The sequence below is a fragment of the Zobellia russellii genome (assembly GCF_018728565.1).
Lineage (GTDB): Bacteria > Bacteroidota > Bacteroidia > Flavobacteriales > Flavobacteriaceae > Zobellia > Zobellia russellii.
Genome location: NZ_JACSOI010000007.1, coordinates 165,398 through 183,867 on the forward strand (window position 1 = coordinate 165,398; position 18,470 = coordinate 183,867).

At 38.9% G+C, this 18,470-nt stretch carries 17 protein-coding genes; 3 read left to right on the plus strand and 14 right to left on the minus strand.

All coding sequences use genetic code 11. The features are described from left to right. Nucleotides 1-45: 45 nt before the first annotated feature. The 12 genes from H9565_RS16470 to tamL all read right to left on the minus strand — a co-directional run bounded on the left by H9565_RS16470 (nucleotide 46) and on the right by tamL (nucleotide 12,951). Nucleotides 46-1,026: a YpdA family putative bacillithiol disulfide reductase gene (locus H9565_RS16470; protein ID WP_215441272.1), complete on the minus strand. Its 981-nt coding sequence runs from the start codon at nucleotides 1,024-1,026 to the stop codon at nucleotides 46-48. Beyond that, a complete protein-coding gene (rpe, locus tag H9565_RS16475) occupies nucleotides 1,005-1,685 on the minus strand; it encodes a ribulose-phosphate 3-epimerase (protein ID WP_215441274.1) in 681 nt (226 codons plus the stop codon). The genes H9565_RS16470 and rpe overlap by 22 nt, the downstream gene beginning before the upstream one ends. 97 nt (nucleotides 1,686-1,782) lie before the next feature. Beyond that, entirely contained in the window at nucleotides 1,783-2,802 is a 1,020-nt protein-coding gene (locus tag H9565_RS16480; protein WP_215441276.1) for an adenosine deaminase, read from the minus strand. Between the two features lie 126 nt (nucleotides 2,803-2,928). Next, nucleotides 2,929-3,381, minus strand: a complete 453-nt coding sequence (locus tag H9565_RS16485) for a tRNA (cytidine(34)-2'-O)-methyltransferase (protein ID WP_215441278.1) — start codon at nucleotides 3,379-3,381, stop codon at nucleotides 2,929-2,931. 8 nt (nucleotides 3,382-3,389) lie between these two features. Beyond that, nucleotides 3,390-3,629: a VF530 family protein gene (locus H9565_RS16490; RefSeq protein WP_215441280.1), complete on the minus strand. Its 240-nt coding sequence runs from the start codon at nucleotides 3,627-3,629 to the stop codon at nucleotides 3,390-3,392. Nucleotides 3,630-3,850: 221 nt separating this feature from the next. Then, complete coding sequence (locus H9565_RS16495) at nucleotides 3,851-4,714, minus strand: sigma-70 family RNA polymerase sigma factor (RefSeq protein WP_215441282.1); 864 nt, start codon at nucleotides 4,712-4,714, stop codon at nucleotides 3,851-3,853. Nucleotides 4,715-4,878: 164 nt separating this feature from the next. Further along, nucleotides 4,879-7,110, minus strand: a complete 2,232-nt coding sequence (locus tag H9565_RS16500; protein WP_215441284.1) for a polyribonucleotide nucleotidyltransferase — start codon at nucleotides 7,108-7,110, stop codon at nucleotides 4,879-4,881. Between the two features lie 186 nt (nucleotides 7,111-7,296). Continuing rightward, a complete protein-coding gene (gene rpsO, locus H9565_RS16505) occupies nucleotides 7,297-7,566 on the minus strand; it encodes a 30S ribosomal protein S15 (protein WP_215441286.1) in 270 nt (89 codons plus the stop codon). A 105-nt stretch (nucleotides 7,567-7,671) separates the two neighbouring features. Continuing rightward, nucleotides 7,672-8,157, minus strand: coding sequence for a hypothetical protein (locus tag H9565_RS16510; RefSeq protein WP_215441288.1), 486 nt, complete (start codon nucleotides 8,155-8,157; stop codon nucleotides 7,672-7,674). Then, a complete protein-coding gene (gene accD, locus H9565_RS16515) occupies nucleotides 8,154-9,029 on the minus strand; it encodes an acetyl-CoA carboxylase, carboxyltransferase subunit beta (protein WP_215441341.1) in 876 nt (291 codons plus the stop codon). The genes H9565_RS16510 and accD overlap by 4 nt, the downstream gene beginning before the upstream one ends. 33 nt (nucleotides 9,030-9,062) lie before the next feature. After that, nucleotides 9,063-10,130: a class II fructose-bisphosphate aldolase gene (fbaA, locus tag H9565_RS16520; protein ID WP_215441290.1), complete on the minus strand. Its 1,068-nt coding sequence runs from the start codon at nucleotides 10,128-10,130 to the stop codon at nucleotides 9,063-9,065. 208 nt (nucleotides 10,131-10,338) lie between these two features. Then, nucleotides 10,339-12,951, minus strand: a complete 2,613-nt coding sequence (gene tamL, locus H9565_RS16525; RefSeq protein ID WP_246560732.1) for a translocation and assembly module lipoprotein TamL — start codon at nucleotides 12,949-12,951, stop codon at nucleotides 10,339-10,341. A gap of 184 nt (nucleotides 12,952-13,135) precedes the next feature. Here tamL and H9565_RS16530 point away from each other — a divergent pair, with 184 nt between their 5' ends. Then, on the plus strand, nucleotides 13,136-13,858 hold the full coding sequence (locus H9565_RS16530; protein WP_215441292.1) for a TrmH family RNA methyltransferase: 723 nt from the start codon (nucleotides 13,136-13,138) through the stop codon (nucleotides 13,856-13,858). 2 nt (nucleotides 13,859-13,860) lie between these two features. Here the strand turns inward: H9565_RS16530 and porT are convergent, their stop codons facing one another. Beyond that, nucleotides 13,861-14,580 carry a type IX secretion/gliding motility protein PorT/SprT gene (porT, locus tag H9565_RS16535; RefSeq protein WP_215441293.1) on the minus strand — a complete coding sequence of 240 codons (720 nt, stop codon included), beginning with the start codon at nucleotides 14,578-14,580 and terminating at the stop codon, nucleotides 13,861-13,863. 79 nt (nucleotides 14,581-14,659) lie between these two features. Next, a complete protein-coding gene (gene ubiE, locus H9565_RS16540; RefSeq protein WP_215441295.1) occupies nucleotides 14,660-15,388 on the minus strand; it encodes a bifunctional demethylmenaquinone methyltransferase/2-methoxy-6-polyprenyl-1,4-benzoquinol methylase UbiE in 729 nt (242 codons plus the stop codon). Nucleotides 15,389-15,591: 203 nt separating this feature from the next. On the opposite strand from ubiE, the gene trkA reads away from it, so the two are divergent. Both trkA and H9565_RS16550 read left to right on the plus strand, forming a co-directional pair. Continuing rightward, nucleotides 15,592-16,941 (plus strand): Trk system potassium transporter TrkA, encoded by a 1,350-nt coding sequence (trkA, locus tag H9565_RS16545; RefSeq protein ID WP_215441296.1) that lies wholly within the window; start codon nucleotides 15,592-15,594, stop codon nucleotides 16,939-16,941. Next, nucleotides 16,941-18,431, plus strand: coding sequence for a TrkH family potassium uptake protein (locus tag H9565_RS16550; RefSeq protein ID WP_215441297.1), 1,491 nt, complete (start codon nucleotides 16,941-16,943; stop codon nucleotides 18,429-18,431). Before trkA ends, H9565_RS16550 begins: the two co-directional genes overlap by 1 nt. The last annotated feature ends 39 nt before the right edge of the window (nucleotides 18,432-18,470 follow it).

Genomic DNA, 18,470 nt, shown 5'->3' on the forward strand with positions numbered 1-18,470 from the left:
CGTAACAGTGAAATAATACCCCCTGAAAACGGGGGTATGTAAATTTTAAACTTTGCTAACCTCTTTTTCTTTAAGAATGGATGCGATAATTATTTTAGCATGTATCCTTGAATTTTCTATGAACCATTTATGGGTTTCCATACCACCACAGATTACACCGGCCAAAAAAATTCCCGATACATTGGTTTCCATAGTTTCAGGGTCATATTGCGGCAATTTTTTATCATCGTCAGAGAGTGCAATTCCCATCTGGGTCAAGAAATTAAAATTGGGCATATAGCCGGTTAAAGCTAGAACAAAGTCATTATCTAGTGTTATGGCACCTTTTGGGGTATCAACAACAATTTCATTCTGGCGCACTTCTTTTAGCGTAGAATTGTAATACGCTTTTATGCTGCCTTCTTCTATGCGGTTTATAATATCCGGTCTCACCCAATATTTTACCCGAGGCCCTACTTCATCTCCTCTTATCACCAAAGTTACTTCAGCACCTTTTCGCCAGCACTCCAAAGCAGCGTCAATAGCAGAATTACTGGCGCCTACAACGGCCAGTTTTTGACTGGCGTAAAAATGTGGATCGTCATAGTAATGTGCTATTTTAGGAAGGTCCTCGCCAGGTATATTAAGCTTATTTGGTAAATCATAAAAACCTGTGGCCACGATTACCTTGTCCGCTGTATAGCTATTCTTGTTAGATGCTATTGAAAAACCATTTTCAGTCTTTTCAACCTTATCTACCTTTTCAAAAAGCCTAATATTAAGCTCGTTAGAAGTAACGATTCTCCTATAGTATTCTAGGGCTTCGTTACGTTTGGGTTTTGCTTCGGTGCTTATAAAAGGAATGTTGTCTATTTCCAATTTTTCCGAAGAAGAAAAGAACTGCATGTTCTGCGGATAATTAAAAAGGGAATTTACAATAGGCCCCTTTTCCAAAATAACATAGCTCAATCCTTTTTTCTTGGCTTCAAGTCCACATGCAATTCCAATAGGTCCTCCTCCTATAATTACAACTCGAAAATGCTCCATCTATCGGTAGATTTTTTAAGTTCTTGAATTGTTTTTATTGGGTCTTCGGTCTTAAAAATAAAGCTGCCCGCAACTAAAATATCGGCACCGGCCTTGATCAGGGCTTTGGCATTTTTAGAATTTACCCCGCCATCAACCTCTATTAATGTAGAAGCATCGGACTCTTTTATCAATTCCTTAAGGTTGTAAACTTTCTCGTAAGTATTCTCAATAAAGCTTTGTCCGCCAAAACCAGGGTTTACACTCATGATAAGGGCAATGTCTATATCCTTGATAACATTTTTGAGCAGGTTAACATTGGTATGTGGGTTTAAAGCAACTCCGGCTTTCATGCCCTCAGCCTTGATGGCCTGTATAGTTCTGTGTAAATGTGTGCAGGCTTCATAATGAACGGTTAGATGTGTGGCACCCAACTCCGCAAAAGTTTTGATATAACGGTCAGGGTCAACAATCATTAAATGCACATCCAATGGTTTTGTAGCGTGCTCGGCAATAGTTTTGACCACAGGCATACCGTACGATATATTGGGTACAAAAACACCATCCATTACATCAATATGGTGCCAATCTGCATCACTATTGTTAACCATTTCTATATCACGCTGCAAGTTGCCAAAGTCGGCAGCCAAAAGGGACGGTGCAATTTTTGTTTTGCTCATTTTGTGTCAGTTAAATACAATTTATACAAAAGTAATGAATTGTGATTGTACGGGGTAACGCATATGGGCAAAAGACGTCTACTTATAAGAATAGCGGCTAATGGTTTTGTAAGTAGAGGTCAATTTCTTTAATGAACTCCTGTTTTTTCTGATTGGACAACCAACTAGCTTTAAATCCGTTTTTTGCCAATTCCGCGATTTGAGATTTAGAAAGGTTTAAGGCATTGGCTACGCCCCAGAAATTTTCGTTCATATATCCACCAAAATAGGCTGGGTCATCTGAGTGGATGGTAACCAAGAGGTTGTGCTCCATCATTGTAAGCAGCGGATATTCCTTTAAATCTTGAATTACTTTAAGTTCCAAATTTGATAGAGGACAAAGGGTAAGGGGCATTTGTTCTTGGGCTAACCTCTGTAATAGCTTAGGGTCGTCCAGACAGCGATTGCCGTGGTCTATACGTGTAACCTTAAGCAAATCCAGTGCTTCCCATATATATTCGGATGGACCTTCTTCACCTGCATGGGCAACGGTTAAAAATCCTTCTTCAAGGGCCTTTTGAAAGACGTTTTTGAATTTTGAAGGCGGATTGCCTACTTCAGAGGAATCTAGTCCAACCGCTACAATTTTGTCTTTATGGGGTAAAGCTTGTTCTAGAGTTTTAAAGGCCGATGCTTCATCTAGATGCCTTAAAAAACTCATAATTAACTTAAAGCTGATGCCCAGTTTTTCTTGACCATCTTCTAGAGCACTGTAAATACCATTTAAAACGTAGTCAAAAGGAACATTACGATCAGTATGGGTCTGAGGGTCAAAAAATATTTCTACGTGCTTAACATTTTGCTCATGAACTTTTGTTAAATAGGCCCAAGTAAGATCGTAAAAATCTTCTTCCTTAAGCAATACCGATGCTCCTGCATAGTAGATATCCAAGAACTCTTGCAGGTTGTTGAAACTATATGCTTTTTTAACTTCATCTACGTTGGCATATTTGATCTTAAGGTTGTTTCTCTTTGCAATCTTAAACATGAGCTCCGGCTCAAAAGTACCCTCAATATGTAAGTGTAATTCTGTTTTGGGTAGACCTGAGATAAAGTTGTAAAGGACAGAATTTTTCATAGAGCGGTTATGTTTTTATATAGAAACGAGCGGTTACCACCAATTTAAGCGTTTTTTTATAAAAATATAGGCTTTTAACAAGGTCTATTGGGGAATTATGTTTCGGTTCCCCAATGAATGTTGGTTTTACAGTAAGTGTTTCAACCCTTCATAAACTGCAATACCCACGGCATTGGCCAAATTTAGACTACGTACATGGTTGCTATAAAGGGGAATTTTATAGATATCATTTTCATACAAGGAGAGTAGGGAAGAGGGCAAACCTACCGACTCTTTGCCAAAAACAAGAAACTGCCCGTCTTCAAAAGGTATAGACCAATGATTTTCCGCACCATGACTTGAAAATAGTGCCAAATTTTTGTTGCCGTGTTCGGATAAAAAATCTTCAAGACTTTCGTAAATACATAAATCTAAATGTTGCCAATAGTCAAGACCGGCCCGTTTTACACGTTTGTCATCCAATTCAAATCCAAAAGGTTTTACAAGATGAAGTGTAGAGCCCGTTGCCAGCGCAAGTCTGCCAATATTTCCGGTATTGTTGGGTATTTCTGGTTCTACAAGAACAATGTTGAATGGCATAATCTAATCTATTTGTGAAAAGATTTCAAATATAGCTGTTCTACCTTGGTTCTTGCCCATGGTGTACGCCTTAAAAATTTAAGCGAAGATTTGATGGTAGGATTACTTTTAAAACAATTAATATTTATACGGTCTGCCAATTCTTCCCAAGTGTACTTTTCAGTCAACTGTTCCAAAATGTCCACTAATTTTACACCGTGTAACGGGTTGTTAGGTTGGGTGTTGGGTGTTTTTTTGTCAGATTCCATAGTAAAGTGTTGCGTACGTTATTTTAAATGAACCCTTTAAATATAGGGGTTTTAAAAGATTTTGAGGGTCTGTTATAAATGAAAAAACTCCGGTAATCAGCCGGAGTTTATTCATCAATCAAAAAACGAACAGTCATGATAAACTGTTGTCAGTATTAAAATTACAATATATATGCCAAATTTCCAATTTAAGGATTATTTAACGTGTAATTTTAGGGCTATTAGCCCAAATACGTTTTAAGGATTTTACTTCTAGAAGTGTGTTTTAATCTTCTAATAGCCTTTTCCTTAATCTGGCGAACTCTTTCTCTTGTAAGGTCAAAAGTCTCACCAATTTCTTCAAGGGTCATGGAGTGTTGTCCTGCCAGACCAAAGTACAAACGGATTACGTCTGCTTCTCTAGGTGTTAAGGTTTCCAATGCGCGCTCAATCTCGGTACGCAAAGATTCATGCAACAACTCTTTGTCCGGGTTTGGAGATTCTCCACTACGAAGTACATCATAAAGGTTAGAATCTTCACCATCGATCAATGGAGCATCCATAGATACATGACGACCGGAGTTCTTAAGTGATTGCTTTACATCCTCAACCGTCATATCCAGTTCTTTTGCAATTTCCTCAGGAGAAGGCATACGTTCGTGTGCTTGCTCAAGAAAGGCAAAAGTCTTATTGATTTTATTGATCGAACCAATTTTGTTCAATGGCAAACGTACAATACGAGATTGTTCTGCCAAAGCTTGTAATATAGATTGACGAATCCACCACACGGCATAAGAAATAAACTTAAATCCTCTTGTTTCGTCAAAACGTTGTGCGGCCTTAATAAGGCCAAGGTTACCCTCGTTAATTAAATCGGGTAAAGTAAGTCCCTGGTTTTGGTACTGCTTGGCTACCGATACAACGAATCGAAGATTGGCCTTTGTGAGTTTTTCAAGAGCGACCTGATCGCCTGCCTTGATGCGTTGTGCCAATTCTACTTCTTCATCTGCTGTAATCAAGTCTACTTTGCCTATTTCTTGCAAGTACTTGTCCAAAGATGCGGTCTCCCTATTGGTGACCTGTTTTGTAATTTTAAGCTGTCTCATGTAAATAAATTAGGTTCAGTTTGCATAGACTGCATATACTTATACGTAAAAAAGCCAGAAATGTTACAAACGGGCTAAAAAAACTTTATTTTTTAGATGAGTCGCATAAAAAAGCCTCAACTTAACAAGTTGAGGCTTAAAATGTGTGTTAAACTTTAGAAGTATTAGTCTCTTCTAGGTTTACGGTCACGGTTATCTCTACCACCACCTCGTCTATCATCTCTACCACGGCCACGATCTTTATCATTCCGTGGTGGTCTTTCTACAAAACCTTCTGGCTTAGGTAATAATGCTTTTCTAGAAACTTTTTCCTTACGGGTTCTAGGATCTATACCAAAGTATTTTACATCAAAAACATCGCCCATGTTTACTACATCGGAAACATTTTCAGTTCTTTCCCATGCCAGCTCGGATACGTGTAACAATACTTCGTTGCCTGGGGCATCAACATATTCTACAACAGCACCAAAATCTAGCATTTTGATAACTTTTACCTCGTAAGCACTACCTACTTCCGGTTTGAACATCAACGAATCGATTTTTGCCAATACAGCATCGATACCGTTTTGATCTGTACCCAAAATTTCAACGATACCTTCTTCGGTAACAGGGTCTTCATTGATAACAATTGTAGTATCCGTCTCTTTCTGAAGTTCCTGAATTACTTTTCCACCAGGTCCGATCAGGGCACCAATGAATTCGTTAGGAATAGTGCGTGTAACCATTTTTGGAGAATGAGGCTTCACATCTGCATTTGGTGCAGCTATTGTGTCCGTCAATTTTCCAAGAATATGTAAACGGCCGTCTCTTGCTTGTTTCAAGGCATTCACCAAGATTTCGTAAGAAAGACCTTTTACTTTAATATCCATTTGGCAAGCGGTAATACCATCGGCAGTACCGGTTACTTTAAAGTCCATATCGCCTAAGTGATCTTCATCACCTAAAATATCCGATAATACAGCGTACTTTCCAGATTCAGTATCCGTAATTAGTCCCATGGCAATACCTGAAACTGGTTTTTTCAGTTGAACACCGGCATCCATTAGGGCCATTGTACCGGAACAAACGGTAGCCATAGAAGAAGAACCGTTAGATTCCAATACTTCTGATACTACACGAACCGTATAAGGGCAATCTGCAGGAATCATTCCTTTTAATGCCCGTTGTGCCAAGTTACCGTGCCCTACTTCTCTACGAGAGGTACCACGTATAGGTCTTGCCTCACCTGTTGAAAAAGGAGGGAAGTTATAATGTAAATAGAAATTCTCCTCACCTTCGTAAGATGGCATATCTATTTTATTCGAATCTCTAGATGTGCCTAATGTTACGGTAGCCAATGCTTGAGTTTCCCCACGTGTAAATATGGCAGAACCGTGAGTAGATGGTAAGTAATCTACCTCACACCAGATAGGTCTGATTTCATCTGTCTTACGACCGTCTAAACGCAATCCTTCGTTTAAGGTAAGGTCACGAACGGCAGCTTTTTCAGCTTTGTTGTAGTATTTAGAAATCATACCACCAAAATCGGCTTGTTCTTCTTCGGAGAAAGAAGCTACGATTTCTTCTTTTATTTCGGAGAAGGCAGCGCTTCTTTCATGTTTGGCAGAACCTGCTTTGGCAACGGCGTACACCTTGTCGTATGCCATGTCATGAATTTTCTTGGCCAGATCTTCATCTTCTCTTTCTGGCTCATATTCACGTACGTCTTTCTTACCGAAAGCTTCGGCCAACCTTAATTGAGCAGCACATTGTACTTTAATAGCTTCGTGTGCAAATTTGATGGCTTCGGTCATTTCTTCTTCAGAAATTTCGTCCATCTCACCTTCAACCATCATAACAGAATCAGCAGAAGCACCGATCATCATATCAATGTCAGATTCAGCTAGTTGAGCTCTGGTTGGGTTTATAACGAATTCACCGTTTACACGGGCAACTCTTGCTTCCGAGATAGCGCATTCAAACGGGAAATCCGATAATTGAATTGCCGCAGATGCAGCCAAACCGGCCATTGCATCTGGCATTACCTCATCATCATGAGACATTAATTGAATCATCACCTGAGTTTCAGAATGATAATCTTTTGGGAAAAGTGGACGTAAAACACGATCCACCAAACGCATTGTCAATACTTCACCATCACTAGGTCTTGCTTCTCTTTTGAAGAAACCACCTGGGTAACGTCCCGCAGCTGCAAATTTTTCGCGGTAATCTACCGTTAACGGAAGGAAGTCAACATCACTTTGTTTGTAGTTGGAAACAACAGTACACAATAGCATACATTTTCCTGATTGAACAACAACAGAACCGTGGGCCTGTTTTGCCAATTTTCCGGTTTCGATAGAAATTTCCCTACCGTCACCAAGGTCTATGACCTCTTTAAATACTTTTGGAATCATAAATTTTAATTAAATACGCCAGCCGGCGAATTGTTAAACAATGGTCTTATCGGCGTGTTATGGCCGAAGTTGTTGTGTTGTGTTGACCAATGAAAAACTGGGTGCAGCTTTTTGTAAAAAATCCTAATACTTAGGATGACTAATATATATAAAAAAGGGCTGAAAATTTCAGCCCTTTGTAAATACTTATTTTCTAATACCTAATTCTTTGATAAGCTCACGATACTTTACAATATCATTCTTTATCATATAATCTAGTAGGCTTCTTCTCTTACCTACGAGCTTTACCAATGAACGCTCTGTGTTAAAGTCTTTGTGGTTTTTCTTTAAGTGACCAGTTAGGTGATTGATACGGTGTGTAAACAATGCAATCTGACCTTCAGTAGAACCTGTGTTCTCTGCGCTACCGCCGTATTTCTTAAAGATTTCGGCTTTTACTTCTTTTGTTAAATACATTCCAATATTATTTTAAATGATTTTTATGTATATGACTGATTTTCAATCAAGCGGCAAATATACAATTATTATTGATAATATTTAAGAGAAGGTGCAATATGTTCTTTAAAAGGCACAACCGGTAGGAAGCGGTTCTACTTTTTCTAATTCTTTGGCAAATTCCGAGTCTAGTTGAGCTGGCATAAAGCCATTTTCAACAGAGCCTTTTTGTACGGCAGAAGCATAACCCAAGGTATTGATATGCACACGTACGTAAACCTGTGTGTTCTTTGTTAGGGGTATATTGGTTCCCGAGCGAGAAAAGGGCTGCTCGTCTACATGGCTATGCGCAAGGATTCTCCGGTAAATGAGGTTTCCTTCTAGATCAACAACTTCCCACCAGTCTGCGTATTGCTCGCAACCTGTATCCGGACTTTGTACCGTGGTGTTAAAAGTATAGGAGTTTTCGTTTCCGGTAACCTTAAGTGCAATTACTCCTGCTGTTTCAGATAAAATGCCTGCCGCGTCAGATTCTGCGGCAAGCATTTTTTCCTTATCTGTTGAACAACATAAAAACCAAAATGAAACTAGTGCGTAAACTAAAGGTTTCATGCGGAGGCTTTTTCCTTTCTAATAGGATTGTTCTGAATTAAATCTATATAAAGATTGATTTTCTTTTTCAAGTCCCTTCTATGTGAGATGAAATCTAGAAAGCCATGTTCTTTTACGAACTCTGCAGTCTGGAAACCGTCAGGAAGATCTTTTCCTGTAGCTTCTTTTACAACTCTAGGACCGGCAAAACCAATTAAAGCGCCAGGTTCGGAGATGTTTATGTCTCCTAACATGGCATAAGATGCCGTTGTACCTCCCGTAGTTGGGTCCGTACAAAGTGATATATAAGGAAGTTTGGCTTCTGCCAATTGCGCTAACTTAGCCGATGTTTTGGCCAATTGCATTAAAGACAGGGCCGCTTCCATCATACGGGCACCACCGGATTTTGAGATCATTACAAAAGGGACCTTTCTTTTTATAGCATAATCTATACCTCGTGCAATTTTCTCACCTACCACACTACCCATAGAACCTCCAATAAAGTTAAAGTCCATACAGCAAATTACAACGTCCTTGCCTAAGGATTTGCCAAAACCGGTTCTAACGGCATCGTTAAGTCCGGTTTTTTTCTGGGCGGCCTTTAAACGTTCAGAATATTTTTTGGTATCCTCAAACTTTAAAGGGTCTTTAGATGTTAATTTGGCATCCAGTTCCCTGAACTTGTTATCATCAAAAAGTATTTCAAAATACTCTTTACTGCCTATACGAACGTGATAATCGTCTTCAGGACTTACGTAAAAATTTTTGGCAAGTACTTCTGATTCAACAATTTTTCCCGTAGGAGATTTGTACCACAGCCCTTTTGGGGTGTCTTTTTTCTCTTCGGTAGCTGTCTGTATTCCCTTTTCCTTTCTTCTGAACCAAGCCGTCATATCTTCCATAATTAGTTTTGGGGATGCAATTTACTATAAGGTGTTTACATTGTTTAAGTCTTCAAAAGCCTTTTTTAGTCGCTCTACAAAAGATTTTTCACCTTCACGTAACCAAACTCTTGGGTCGTAAAACTTTTTATTTGGCTCGTCAGCTCCTTTTGGGTTACCAATTTGTGATTGAAGATAATCTTTATTGTCTTGAACGTAATCACGCACACCTGCTAAAAATGCATACTGTAAATCAGTATCAATATTCATTTTAATTACGCCGTAGCTAATACCTTCTCTAATTTCTTCGACAGTAGAACCTGAACCTCCGTGAAAAACAAAATCAATATGATTGTGCTCTACTCCATATTTTTCAGAAATGTATTCTTGAGAGTTTTTAAGAATTTTTGGAGTCAGTTTTACGTTACCTGGCTTGTAAACACCGTGAACGTTTCCAAAAGCTGCTGCAATGGTAAATTTTGGGCTTACTTTTGATAACTCTTCATAAGCATAAGCTACTTCTTCTGGTTGTGTATATAATTTAGAATCATCAACATCTGAATTGTCAACACCATCTTCTTCACCACCTGTAATACCAAGTTCTATTTCTAACGTCATGTTCATTTTGCTCATGCGTTCTAGGTATCCTTTACAGATTTCAATATTCTCTTCAAGAGGTTCTTCTGAAAGGTCTATCATGTGTGAGCTGAAAAGAGACTTACCGGTTTCGGCAAAATGCTTTTCACTGGCATCTAAAAGTCCGTCTATCCAAGGCAATAATTTCTTTGCACAGTGGTCTGTGTGGAGAATTACGGTAGCACCATAGGCTTCGGCCAATTGATGAACGTGTTTTGCTCCTGCTACAGCACCAAGAATAGCTGCTTTTTGGCCGTCATTGGATAAGCCTTTACCTGCGTTGAACTGGGCACCTCCGTTTGAAAATTGAATGATTACGGGAGCATTTAGGCTTGCTGCTGTTTCTAGAACACCGTTAATCGTGTCAGAACCAATAACGTTTACTGCTGGAAGGGCAAACCCTTTTTCTTTGGCATAGTTAAAGATTGCTTGTACTTCGTCACCTGTTGCGACACCTGGTTTTATACTGTGAGCCATAATGTTTCTAGTCTATGTTATTTGTAAAAAATGAATAGGACAAATGTAATAAAATAAATAGGTCTAAAAAGATTGGTGTTTATAAGTTTCTCAATTTTACGGCGTAAAATTGTTATAAATTGAAGGGGCTATAACCATTGTTTACGTTAAATCTGACCAAGATGTGATCTTTTTTCTATAGAAGTACATACCGCATTGGTCTGCTCCTTTAGAAAGGATAGTTAATACCAATTTGCAGTACGGAATTGGCTATATTGTAATCTCTGAACCATCTTTTTGAGATTACTTCCGCAGGATTATAGGTTTTAAATCCTAAGTCTGCACGTAATACAAAATAGGTAAAGTCATAACGAAGGCCAAAACCTGTGCCCAAGGCAATATCTTCTAATGATTTTAGACTGGTAAATGTGGCTTCGGGGTCTTCTACGTTGTCAAAAACATTCCAAATATTACCGGCATCCGCAAAAAGTGCTCCTTTAAGATTACCGAAAAGAGGAAATCTATATTCTAGATTGAGGCCAATTTTTAGGTTTGCTTCGTTAAAATCGTTAATTGCATCCGTACGGCCCGGCCCAAGGGAATACGGAGACCATGCTCTAATATCGTTAGCGCCACCAGCAAAGTAACTCCGTACAAACGGAATGTTGTTGGAGTTGCCATACGGAATGGCAATACCAAAAAAGCTGCGGAATGCTAAAACGTTGGTCCTAGAAGTGGCCCAATATTTTACATAATCGAATTCCGTTTTTAAATATTGACTATAAGGAACGCCAAATACTAGTTGGTTCTCATTATCATTTTCGTTAAACGGAATTATATTGGAAAGTAAGGATAGAGCATTGCCGGCACTTTCTAGTTTAAAACGAAACTGGAAGAAGTTGTTGTCCGTCAGGCCTTTTCTGTTGTTTAGGTTAAAACTGTAATTACTGGCAAAAATAAGGTTGTTCTCAGTAAGGCGTTGTCTTCTTTCTTCAATACGGCTTACGGTTTGGAATTCATCCGTAGTAGTTGGTACATCTCCATTAAGAACTGCTTCTGTAAACTCTGTAGTTCCGGAGGGAATACGTAGGCGTGGATTATCCGAGTTCTCTGAAGTTTCAAAATATCGTGTTAGTTCAGGGTAGTCTACCGCATCGTTATAGCTGTCAAAACTATCTGCAACATCATCAAGTTGGTTATATGAATTGCCGTAAACGTTGAAAAAACGGTCTGGGTTAACGTTTCTAACGAACTGTATGTTCAGGAGTTCAACATCATGTTTTATAAAATCCGAGGGAACCCAATTGTATCCTAATACGGTATTGAAAGCCTGCTTATCCAGACCTATATTTTTTTGAAAGCTTGTACCTATGGAAATACGTGTACGGGGCAGGGTGTAACTGGGTATAATTTTATTTGTGTTGATAAAAGGTAGCCAGATTCTAGGGATGTCCAGCGTTAGGTCTGCACCAAACTCTTGTATGTTAAAAAACCTACTATCAATAATGCTGGGGTCGTTTGAGGAACCAATACTTAATCTACCTGCTAAATTTAGGTTTTCGGCTCCGCCAAAAAGGTTTCGTGCCTGTAATGAAGGGCTTAGAGCCAATCCTACTTGCTGAATGTTGGATCTTGTAACTTCAAACGATGTTCCCAATGAGTATTTAGGGCGTGCCGCTAGATAGATGTTGGCATCTAATGTTGCGGAACTGTCTGTTGGGGTAGACGTAATAGTAGGGTACTTAAAAACACCTAGGTTGGTAATCTGTCTGTAGGTACGTGTACGGTCTATATCTTTATAAATACTGTCTTTTTCAAAAAAAACGGCATTGGCCAAGGTCTTAGGTTTAAACCTTAGCTTGTTCCTGTAAAATATAGTGTAGTCTCCGTAGCGTATAAATTTTTGTTCGCTGTCGCGTTCGTCATATAGAAAATCCGTATAAATATTGATTTTATCAAACTTATAAACCTTATACTCAGCACTGGTTACCGCACTGTCTCCTCGTCTTTTAAAATTGTCAATGTTGAGCTCAATGTTCATTTTTTGGTCATTGGCCAATTTGGTGGTATCTGTGGCTATATCATAGGAAATAGAGCTTTCTTGAAAATTATAGATACCGGAATTTCTAAAAATTGTACTTAAACGTTCTCTCTCATTGGCAAATTTAGAGAGGTCAAATTGGTCTCCATCCTTTACGAACGCATCGTCTTTGTTGAGCAGGTAGATAGAATCTATGGCTTTTGATTCTATTTTTCTTGATATGGAATCGATAATAAATGGCTCTCCTAAATCAATTTTGTAGGATACGGAAGCTCTTCTTTTGTCTACTAGACTATCAATTTCAAAACGCGTATTGTTGTTAAAATAGCCTTTACTACCATAATAAGCGCTTAATCTTTCTAAGGTGCGTTTTGTTTTTGTGGTGTCCAGTATAGCGGGAGACTCGCCTACTTTTTTAAGCCATTCGCTAAGTCCGCTCACTAGAAAAGATTCCCCAAGGCGGTCAACTTGTTTTTTTGATAGAATGTTGTTTAGCCGTCGTTCTCTTTTTTCGTTTTTATCTAGCCAGGCCTGATATGAAGAATCGGGGTTCTTTTTTGCTAAATTATAAAGGTTAAGGCGTAGCGGGTAGCCAAGAAGGGTGGTGTTGGGCTCTTGAATGATGAGGCTTTCAATATCCTCATCTTTTACTTCTACACTATCTGCAAAGATTGTATTTTTTTTGAGCAAGAATTCATCTTCGTCAACCCGTTTTAACGTGTTACAAGAGTTGATTGCCAGAACTACAAATAATAGGCTTATTTTAGCAGCGGTATTAGTAAAGCGTAACATTTTGCCCATAGAGATCAAAAATACATTGATTTCATTTAAACTTTTTTATTTGAAGCTGAAAATATAAGTTTTTCTAAGGGATGAGTCATTTTAGGCAGTCTTGATAACTTATTTTTCTAGTACAGCGTGAATATAAGGGGTAAAATAACATTTTTGCACAAATAAAAATCATCGGATAGAAGTATAGATTACTATGGTTTCAAAAAATCAAGTCAAACTTGTAAAAAGTCTACATCAAAAAAAGTACCGAAATCGTTATAATCTTTTCGTTGCCGAAGGTATAAAGGTTGTTCAGGAGTTAGTGCATTCCAGTTTTAAGGTTTATGCTCTCTTTAGTACGGATGCGCATATTGATTTGGGAAGCGAGGATGTTATTGAGATAATTAGTGAGGCCGATTTAAAAAAAATGAGTGCTCTTACTACTCCTAACAAGATTTTGGGCGTGTTTGAAATACCCGAGACTCAAAAACCTAATTTTGACAGCTGGGTGGTGGTTTTGGATGATATTCGTGATCCTGGAAATTTAGGAACTATAATTAGGTTGTGCGATTGGTTTGGTATAGAGCATTTAGTATGTTCTTCCCATACGGTAGATTGTTATAACCCCAAGACCTTACAAGCTACAATGGGTTCCATTTCTCGTGTAAATATTGGGTATACAGATATTTTAAACTTTTTAAAGGATGCTCCGGTAGATGTCTTTGGCGCCTTTATGGAAGGTGAAAGCGTATATGGGCAAGAGTTGCCTAGTTCTGGAATTTTGGTAATGGGTAATGAGGCCAATGGCATTTCCATGGAAGTGGAAGCTATGGTGACTAAAAAAATTAGTATTCCCCAATTTGGAAGAAGTACTACCGAAAGCCTGAACGTAGCTACCGCTACCGCTATTTTATTGAATGAAATTAGACGGGGTTAGGGTTATTCAAAAGTAAAGTTTATGAACAAGCCTCTGGTTTTCATAGATTCTATGTTTCCGGTCCATGGGCTATTGGGGTCGTTGTCTCTAATGATTTCATCTGTTAGCCCAAAAACACCACGTATGGAAGGGGTGAATTTGAAATATTCCAGATAAAAGTCGATTCCAAAACCGAGCTCATAATTGTAAGTCCACTTTTTCATTCTAAATGTGCCGCTGCTGTTGTCGTCAAGGCTCTTTTCATTACTTCCAAGGTTTAGGGAGGCAGAAGGCCCGGCTACTAAAAATGGTTTAAAATTGCCAAAACGGCGCATTCCTACTTTTAACAGAACAGGAAAATTAATGTAGGTAGATTTTACTTCGGTAATGGCATCGCGTTCTCCTTCTTCCGTAGCGGTAAAGCCAGGAAAACCTAAAGTACGTGCGTTATAATACAGGCCTGGTTCAAAACGTACATCAAGAAATTCATTTAAACGCAGCTCGCCAATAAGACCTACGTTAAAGCCAGTTGACTCCAAAACTTGGATATCCGTGCCTTGGTTGCCACGATCTTGTTTGTAATCAAATTTAAACCCATATCTATTAAAGCCCAGAAAATATCCGTAGTTCAGAAGTTTTTTATCCTTGTTCTCAATATTAAGAACGGGGTTGGAGTTAAATTGGGCATTCGCCGGTAGGGATAGGAATAAAATACCTCCCAAAAGCAAAAAAAATCTTTTCATTCAAAAAAATATTATCCGTTCGCTTTTCTGGTCAAAAAAAAGTAGAACCGCTATTTTTACTGGCCTTTCGGCTGCGAAATTATTTTGTAGCAACATATATAGATGCAACCCCAAATGTTTGGGGCTTGTTCTCTACCTCTATAAACCCGATTTTCCGTAAAATATTGTTGAAGGCATTTCCGTGGGGGAAAACAGAAGCAGATTCACTTAAATAGGTGTAGGCAGATTTATCCTTGGAAAACAATTTTCCAATAGCAGGTAACATATATTTTATATAGAGATTGTAACCCTGTTTAAAAGGTGTTTTGGTAGGAACGGAAGTCTCCAGAACAACAAAAGTACCGCCGGGAGCGAGCACCCTGTGTATTTCAGCAAGGCCTTTTTCCAATGTCTCAAAATTACGAACGCCAAAAGCTACGGTAATGGCATCAAAACTACCGGTTTCAAAAGGTAGGTTCTCGCTATCGCCCACAACCATTTCAATGGTGTTGTTCAAGCTTTTTTGTGCTATTTTCTTTTTGCCAACCTCTAACATTCCCGGAGAAATGTCTAGTCCTACTATCTTTTTGGCTCCTGTTTCAACTAAATTTATGGCTAAATCACCTGTTCCTGTGGCTATATCCAAAATGGAGTTGGGCTTTTTGGCCGTTAAAATGGCAACCACCCGTTTCCGCCATTTAATATCTATTCCAAACGAAATTACACGGTTTAGGCCATCGTAGTTTTCCGATATATTATCGAACATTTGGGTAACTTGGTCTTTCTTGCCAAGTTCAGAATCTTTGTAGGGTGTAACCTTTTTGGCCATAATGGGCAATTTTTTGGGCAAAGATACAATATCGTTTCAAGTAAACCTTCAAGCCAACAAATGAATGAAAGTGCATTTTATCGCCATTTTAAATAGGCAACCAAAATATTATGTAATTTTGCGCAGCAAAATATAAACAGCCATGTAGTTTTTACATTCATAAAGGGTTTATAAACTGCAGACCCGAATTAAGTTGCTGATAAATGAAAATTATTATCGCAGGTGCTGGTGAAGTTGGTTTTCACTTGGCTAAACTGCTATCTTACGAATCCCAAGATATTACACTCATTGATACTAGAAAGGAGAGTTTGGCCTATGCCGATACTCATTTGGATATTCGCGTGTTACGTGGTGATGCTACTTCTATTTCTGTTTTGAGGGATGCAGATGTGCAAAATTCCAGATTGGTAATTGGGGTTACGTCTTCAGAAACAACCAATATTACTTTATGTATGTTGGCAAAGCAATTGGGATGTAAAAGAACCATTGCCAGGATTTCAAATACGGAATTCATAGAAAATCAAGAAGATATTAATTTTGCTAATCTTGGTATTGATGAATTGATATCTCCAGAAGAATTGGCTGCAACGGAAATACAACTATTGTTAAATAAATCGGCCTTTAACGATACCTATGAATTTGAGGAGGGTAAACTAATTATGGTGGGTGTTTCCTTACCTGCTTCCGCGCCTTTTGTGGGGAAAATGGTAAAAGAAGCGGCAAGGGTGTTTCCGGAACTCAACTTTATGCCAATAGCCTTACAGCGAACCGGAACCCAGTATACGGTTGTGCCTAGGGGTGATACCGTTTTTAAACATGGTGATCAGGTCTATTTTATTACGACTAAGGAAGGTGTTGAGCAGTTGTACAAACTTACCGGTAAAAAGAAAGAATCCATTAGAAATGTAATGATTCTTGGGGGTAGTAAAGTAGGGTTTAAAGCGGCTCGTGATCTTTGTGTGAGCAAGTTTAACGTAAAGTTGATAGAGAAGGACAAAGAAAAAGCCTTTGACCTAGCAGATGACCTGCCCAATGCCCTTGTAATTAATGGCGATGGTAGAAACGTTGAATTGCTTGAGGAAGAAAGTCTGGAATCTATGGATGCCTTTATTGCAGTTACCGGAAATTCAGAAACTAATATCATGTCCTGTTTGGTGGCAAAGTCCAAGCATATCAAGAAAACCATTGCTATGGTTGAAAATATGGACTATTTTCAGTTATCGCATTCCATTGGTATAGATACCTTAATAAACAAAAAACTACTTGCCGCCAATAATATATTTAGACATATCCGTAAAGGTGAGGTAGTGGCGTTAATGCGTTTAAACAACCTGAACGCAGAAATCCTAGAGTTTGTGGTTAAGCCCAATTCAAGGGTAACGGGTAGTGTTATTCGTGAACTTAAGTTTCCGAGAGCGGCTACCATTGGCGGGGTCATTCGCGGAGAGGAAGGAATTATTGCCTTAGGGGGATTTGAAATTCAAGCGGGAGACCGCGTTGTGGTTTGTTGTTTGCCAGAGGCTATTCCTAAAATAGAACGATTGTTTCTTTAATGCAGTTAAACTCAAAAATAATATTTCATATCATGGGGCTGCTGTTGTTGTGCAACGGGGGCTTTATGCTATTAGCAGCGTTAGTAAGTGGCATCTATGATGATGGTGCAACTTTAAGTATTGCGCTGGCGGCTATTACAACCATGTTCGTGGGTACCTTTGCTATGTTCTATACTAGGGGGCATAAGAAAGAAGTAAAGCGAAGAGAAGGGTATATTATTGTTACTTTTGGCTGGTTGGTGATGTCCTTTTCCGGTATGCTGCCTTATTTGTTTTCGGGTGAAATACCTACCGTTACCAATGCCTTTTTTGAGACGGTTTCCGGCTATACCACCACCGGGGCTTCAATTTTAGATGATATAGAAGTTCTACCGGAAGGTTTGTTGTTCTGGCGTAGTCTTACCCATTGGATAGGAGGTATGGGGATTATAGTTTTGGCCATTGCAATCTTACCTTTGTTGGGTATTGGAGGAATGCAGTTGTTTGCTGCCGAAGCACCTGGGCCCAGTGCCGATAAGTTACATCCCCGAATTACGGATACCGCAAAGCGACTTTGGTTAATCTATGTAGGGTATACTTTAGCGGAAACCGTGCTTTTGAAATTGGCCGGTATGAGCTTTTTTGATGCCATTAACCATTCTTTAGCTACTTTGTCTACAGGTGGTTTCTCTACTAAGAACCTAAGTGTGGCCTATTGGAATGACCAACCTCTTATACAGTATATTATAATCTTATTTATGTTTCTTGCCGGAAGTAACTTTGTACTTAGTTATTTTGCTTTTAAGGGTAAGGTACAGCGTGTGTTACAGGATGAGGAGTTTAGGTATTACGGTGGTTTTGTTATTGTGTTTACGATAATTGCGGCCCTAGTGGTTTATTTGAAAGCCGAAGTTCCTGTCACGGAATACCATCCTATGGTTCTGGGAAGTGGGGAAAGTGCTTTTAGACATACCTTGTTTCAGGTAATTTCTGTAATAACTACTACAGGTTTTGTCTCGGCCGATTTTACAAGTTGGACTCCTTTCTTAACCGTTTTCTTTTTTGGTTTGATGTTTCTGGGCGGTTCTGCCGGTTCTACTTCGGGAGGAATAAAAGTAATGCGCCATATTCTTATTATTAAGAACGGATTGTTGGAGTTTAAGCGAACATTGCATCCTAACGGAATAATTCCTGTACGGTACAATAATAAGACGGTAAAGGAGCAAATTGTGTATAATATCATTGCTTTTTTCGTACTCTATATGTTGTTGTTCATAATAGGGGCTTTGGTGTTGGGTGCCATGGGTATCGATTTTGTGACGGCTATTGGTGGTTCTGCATCTTCTCTGGGGAATGTTGGTCCAGCTTTTGGGGGATTATACCCGCTAAGTAATTTTAACGGTCTGCCGGATGCTGCAAAATGGTGGTGCGGCTTTCTTATGCTAGCAGGTAGGTTGGAGCTTTTTACGGTTCTTATTCTATTAACCCCTTATTTCTGGAAACGTACTTAGTTAAATGATAAGTCCTTTTTTACGGAAGCTATAGGTTAA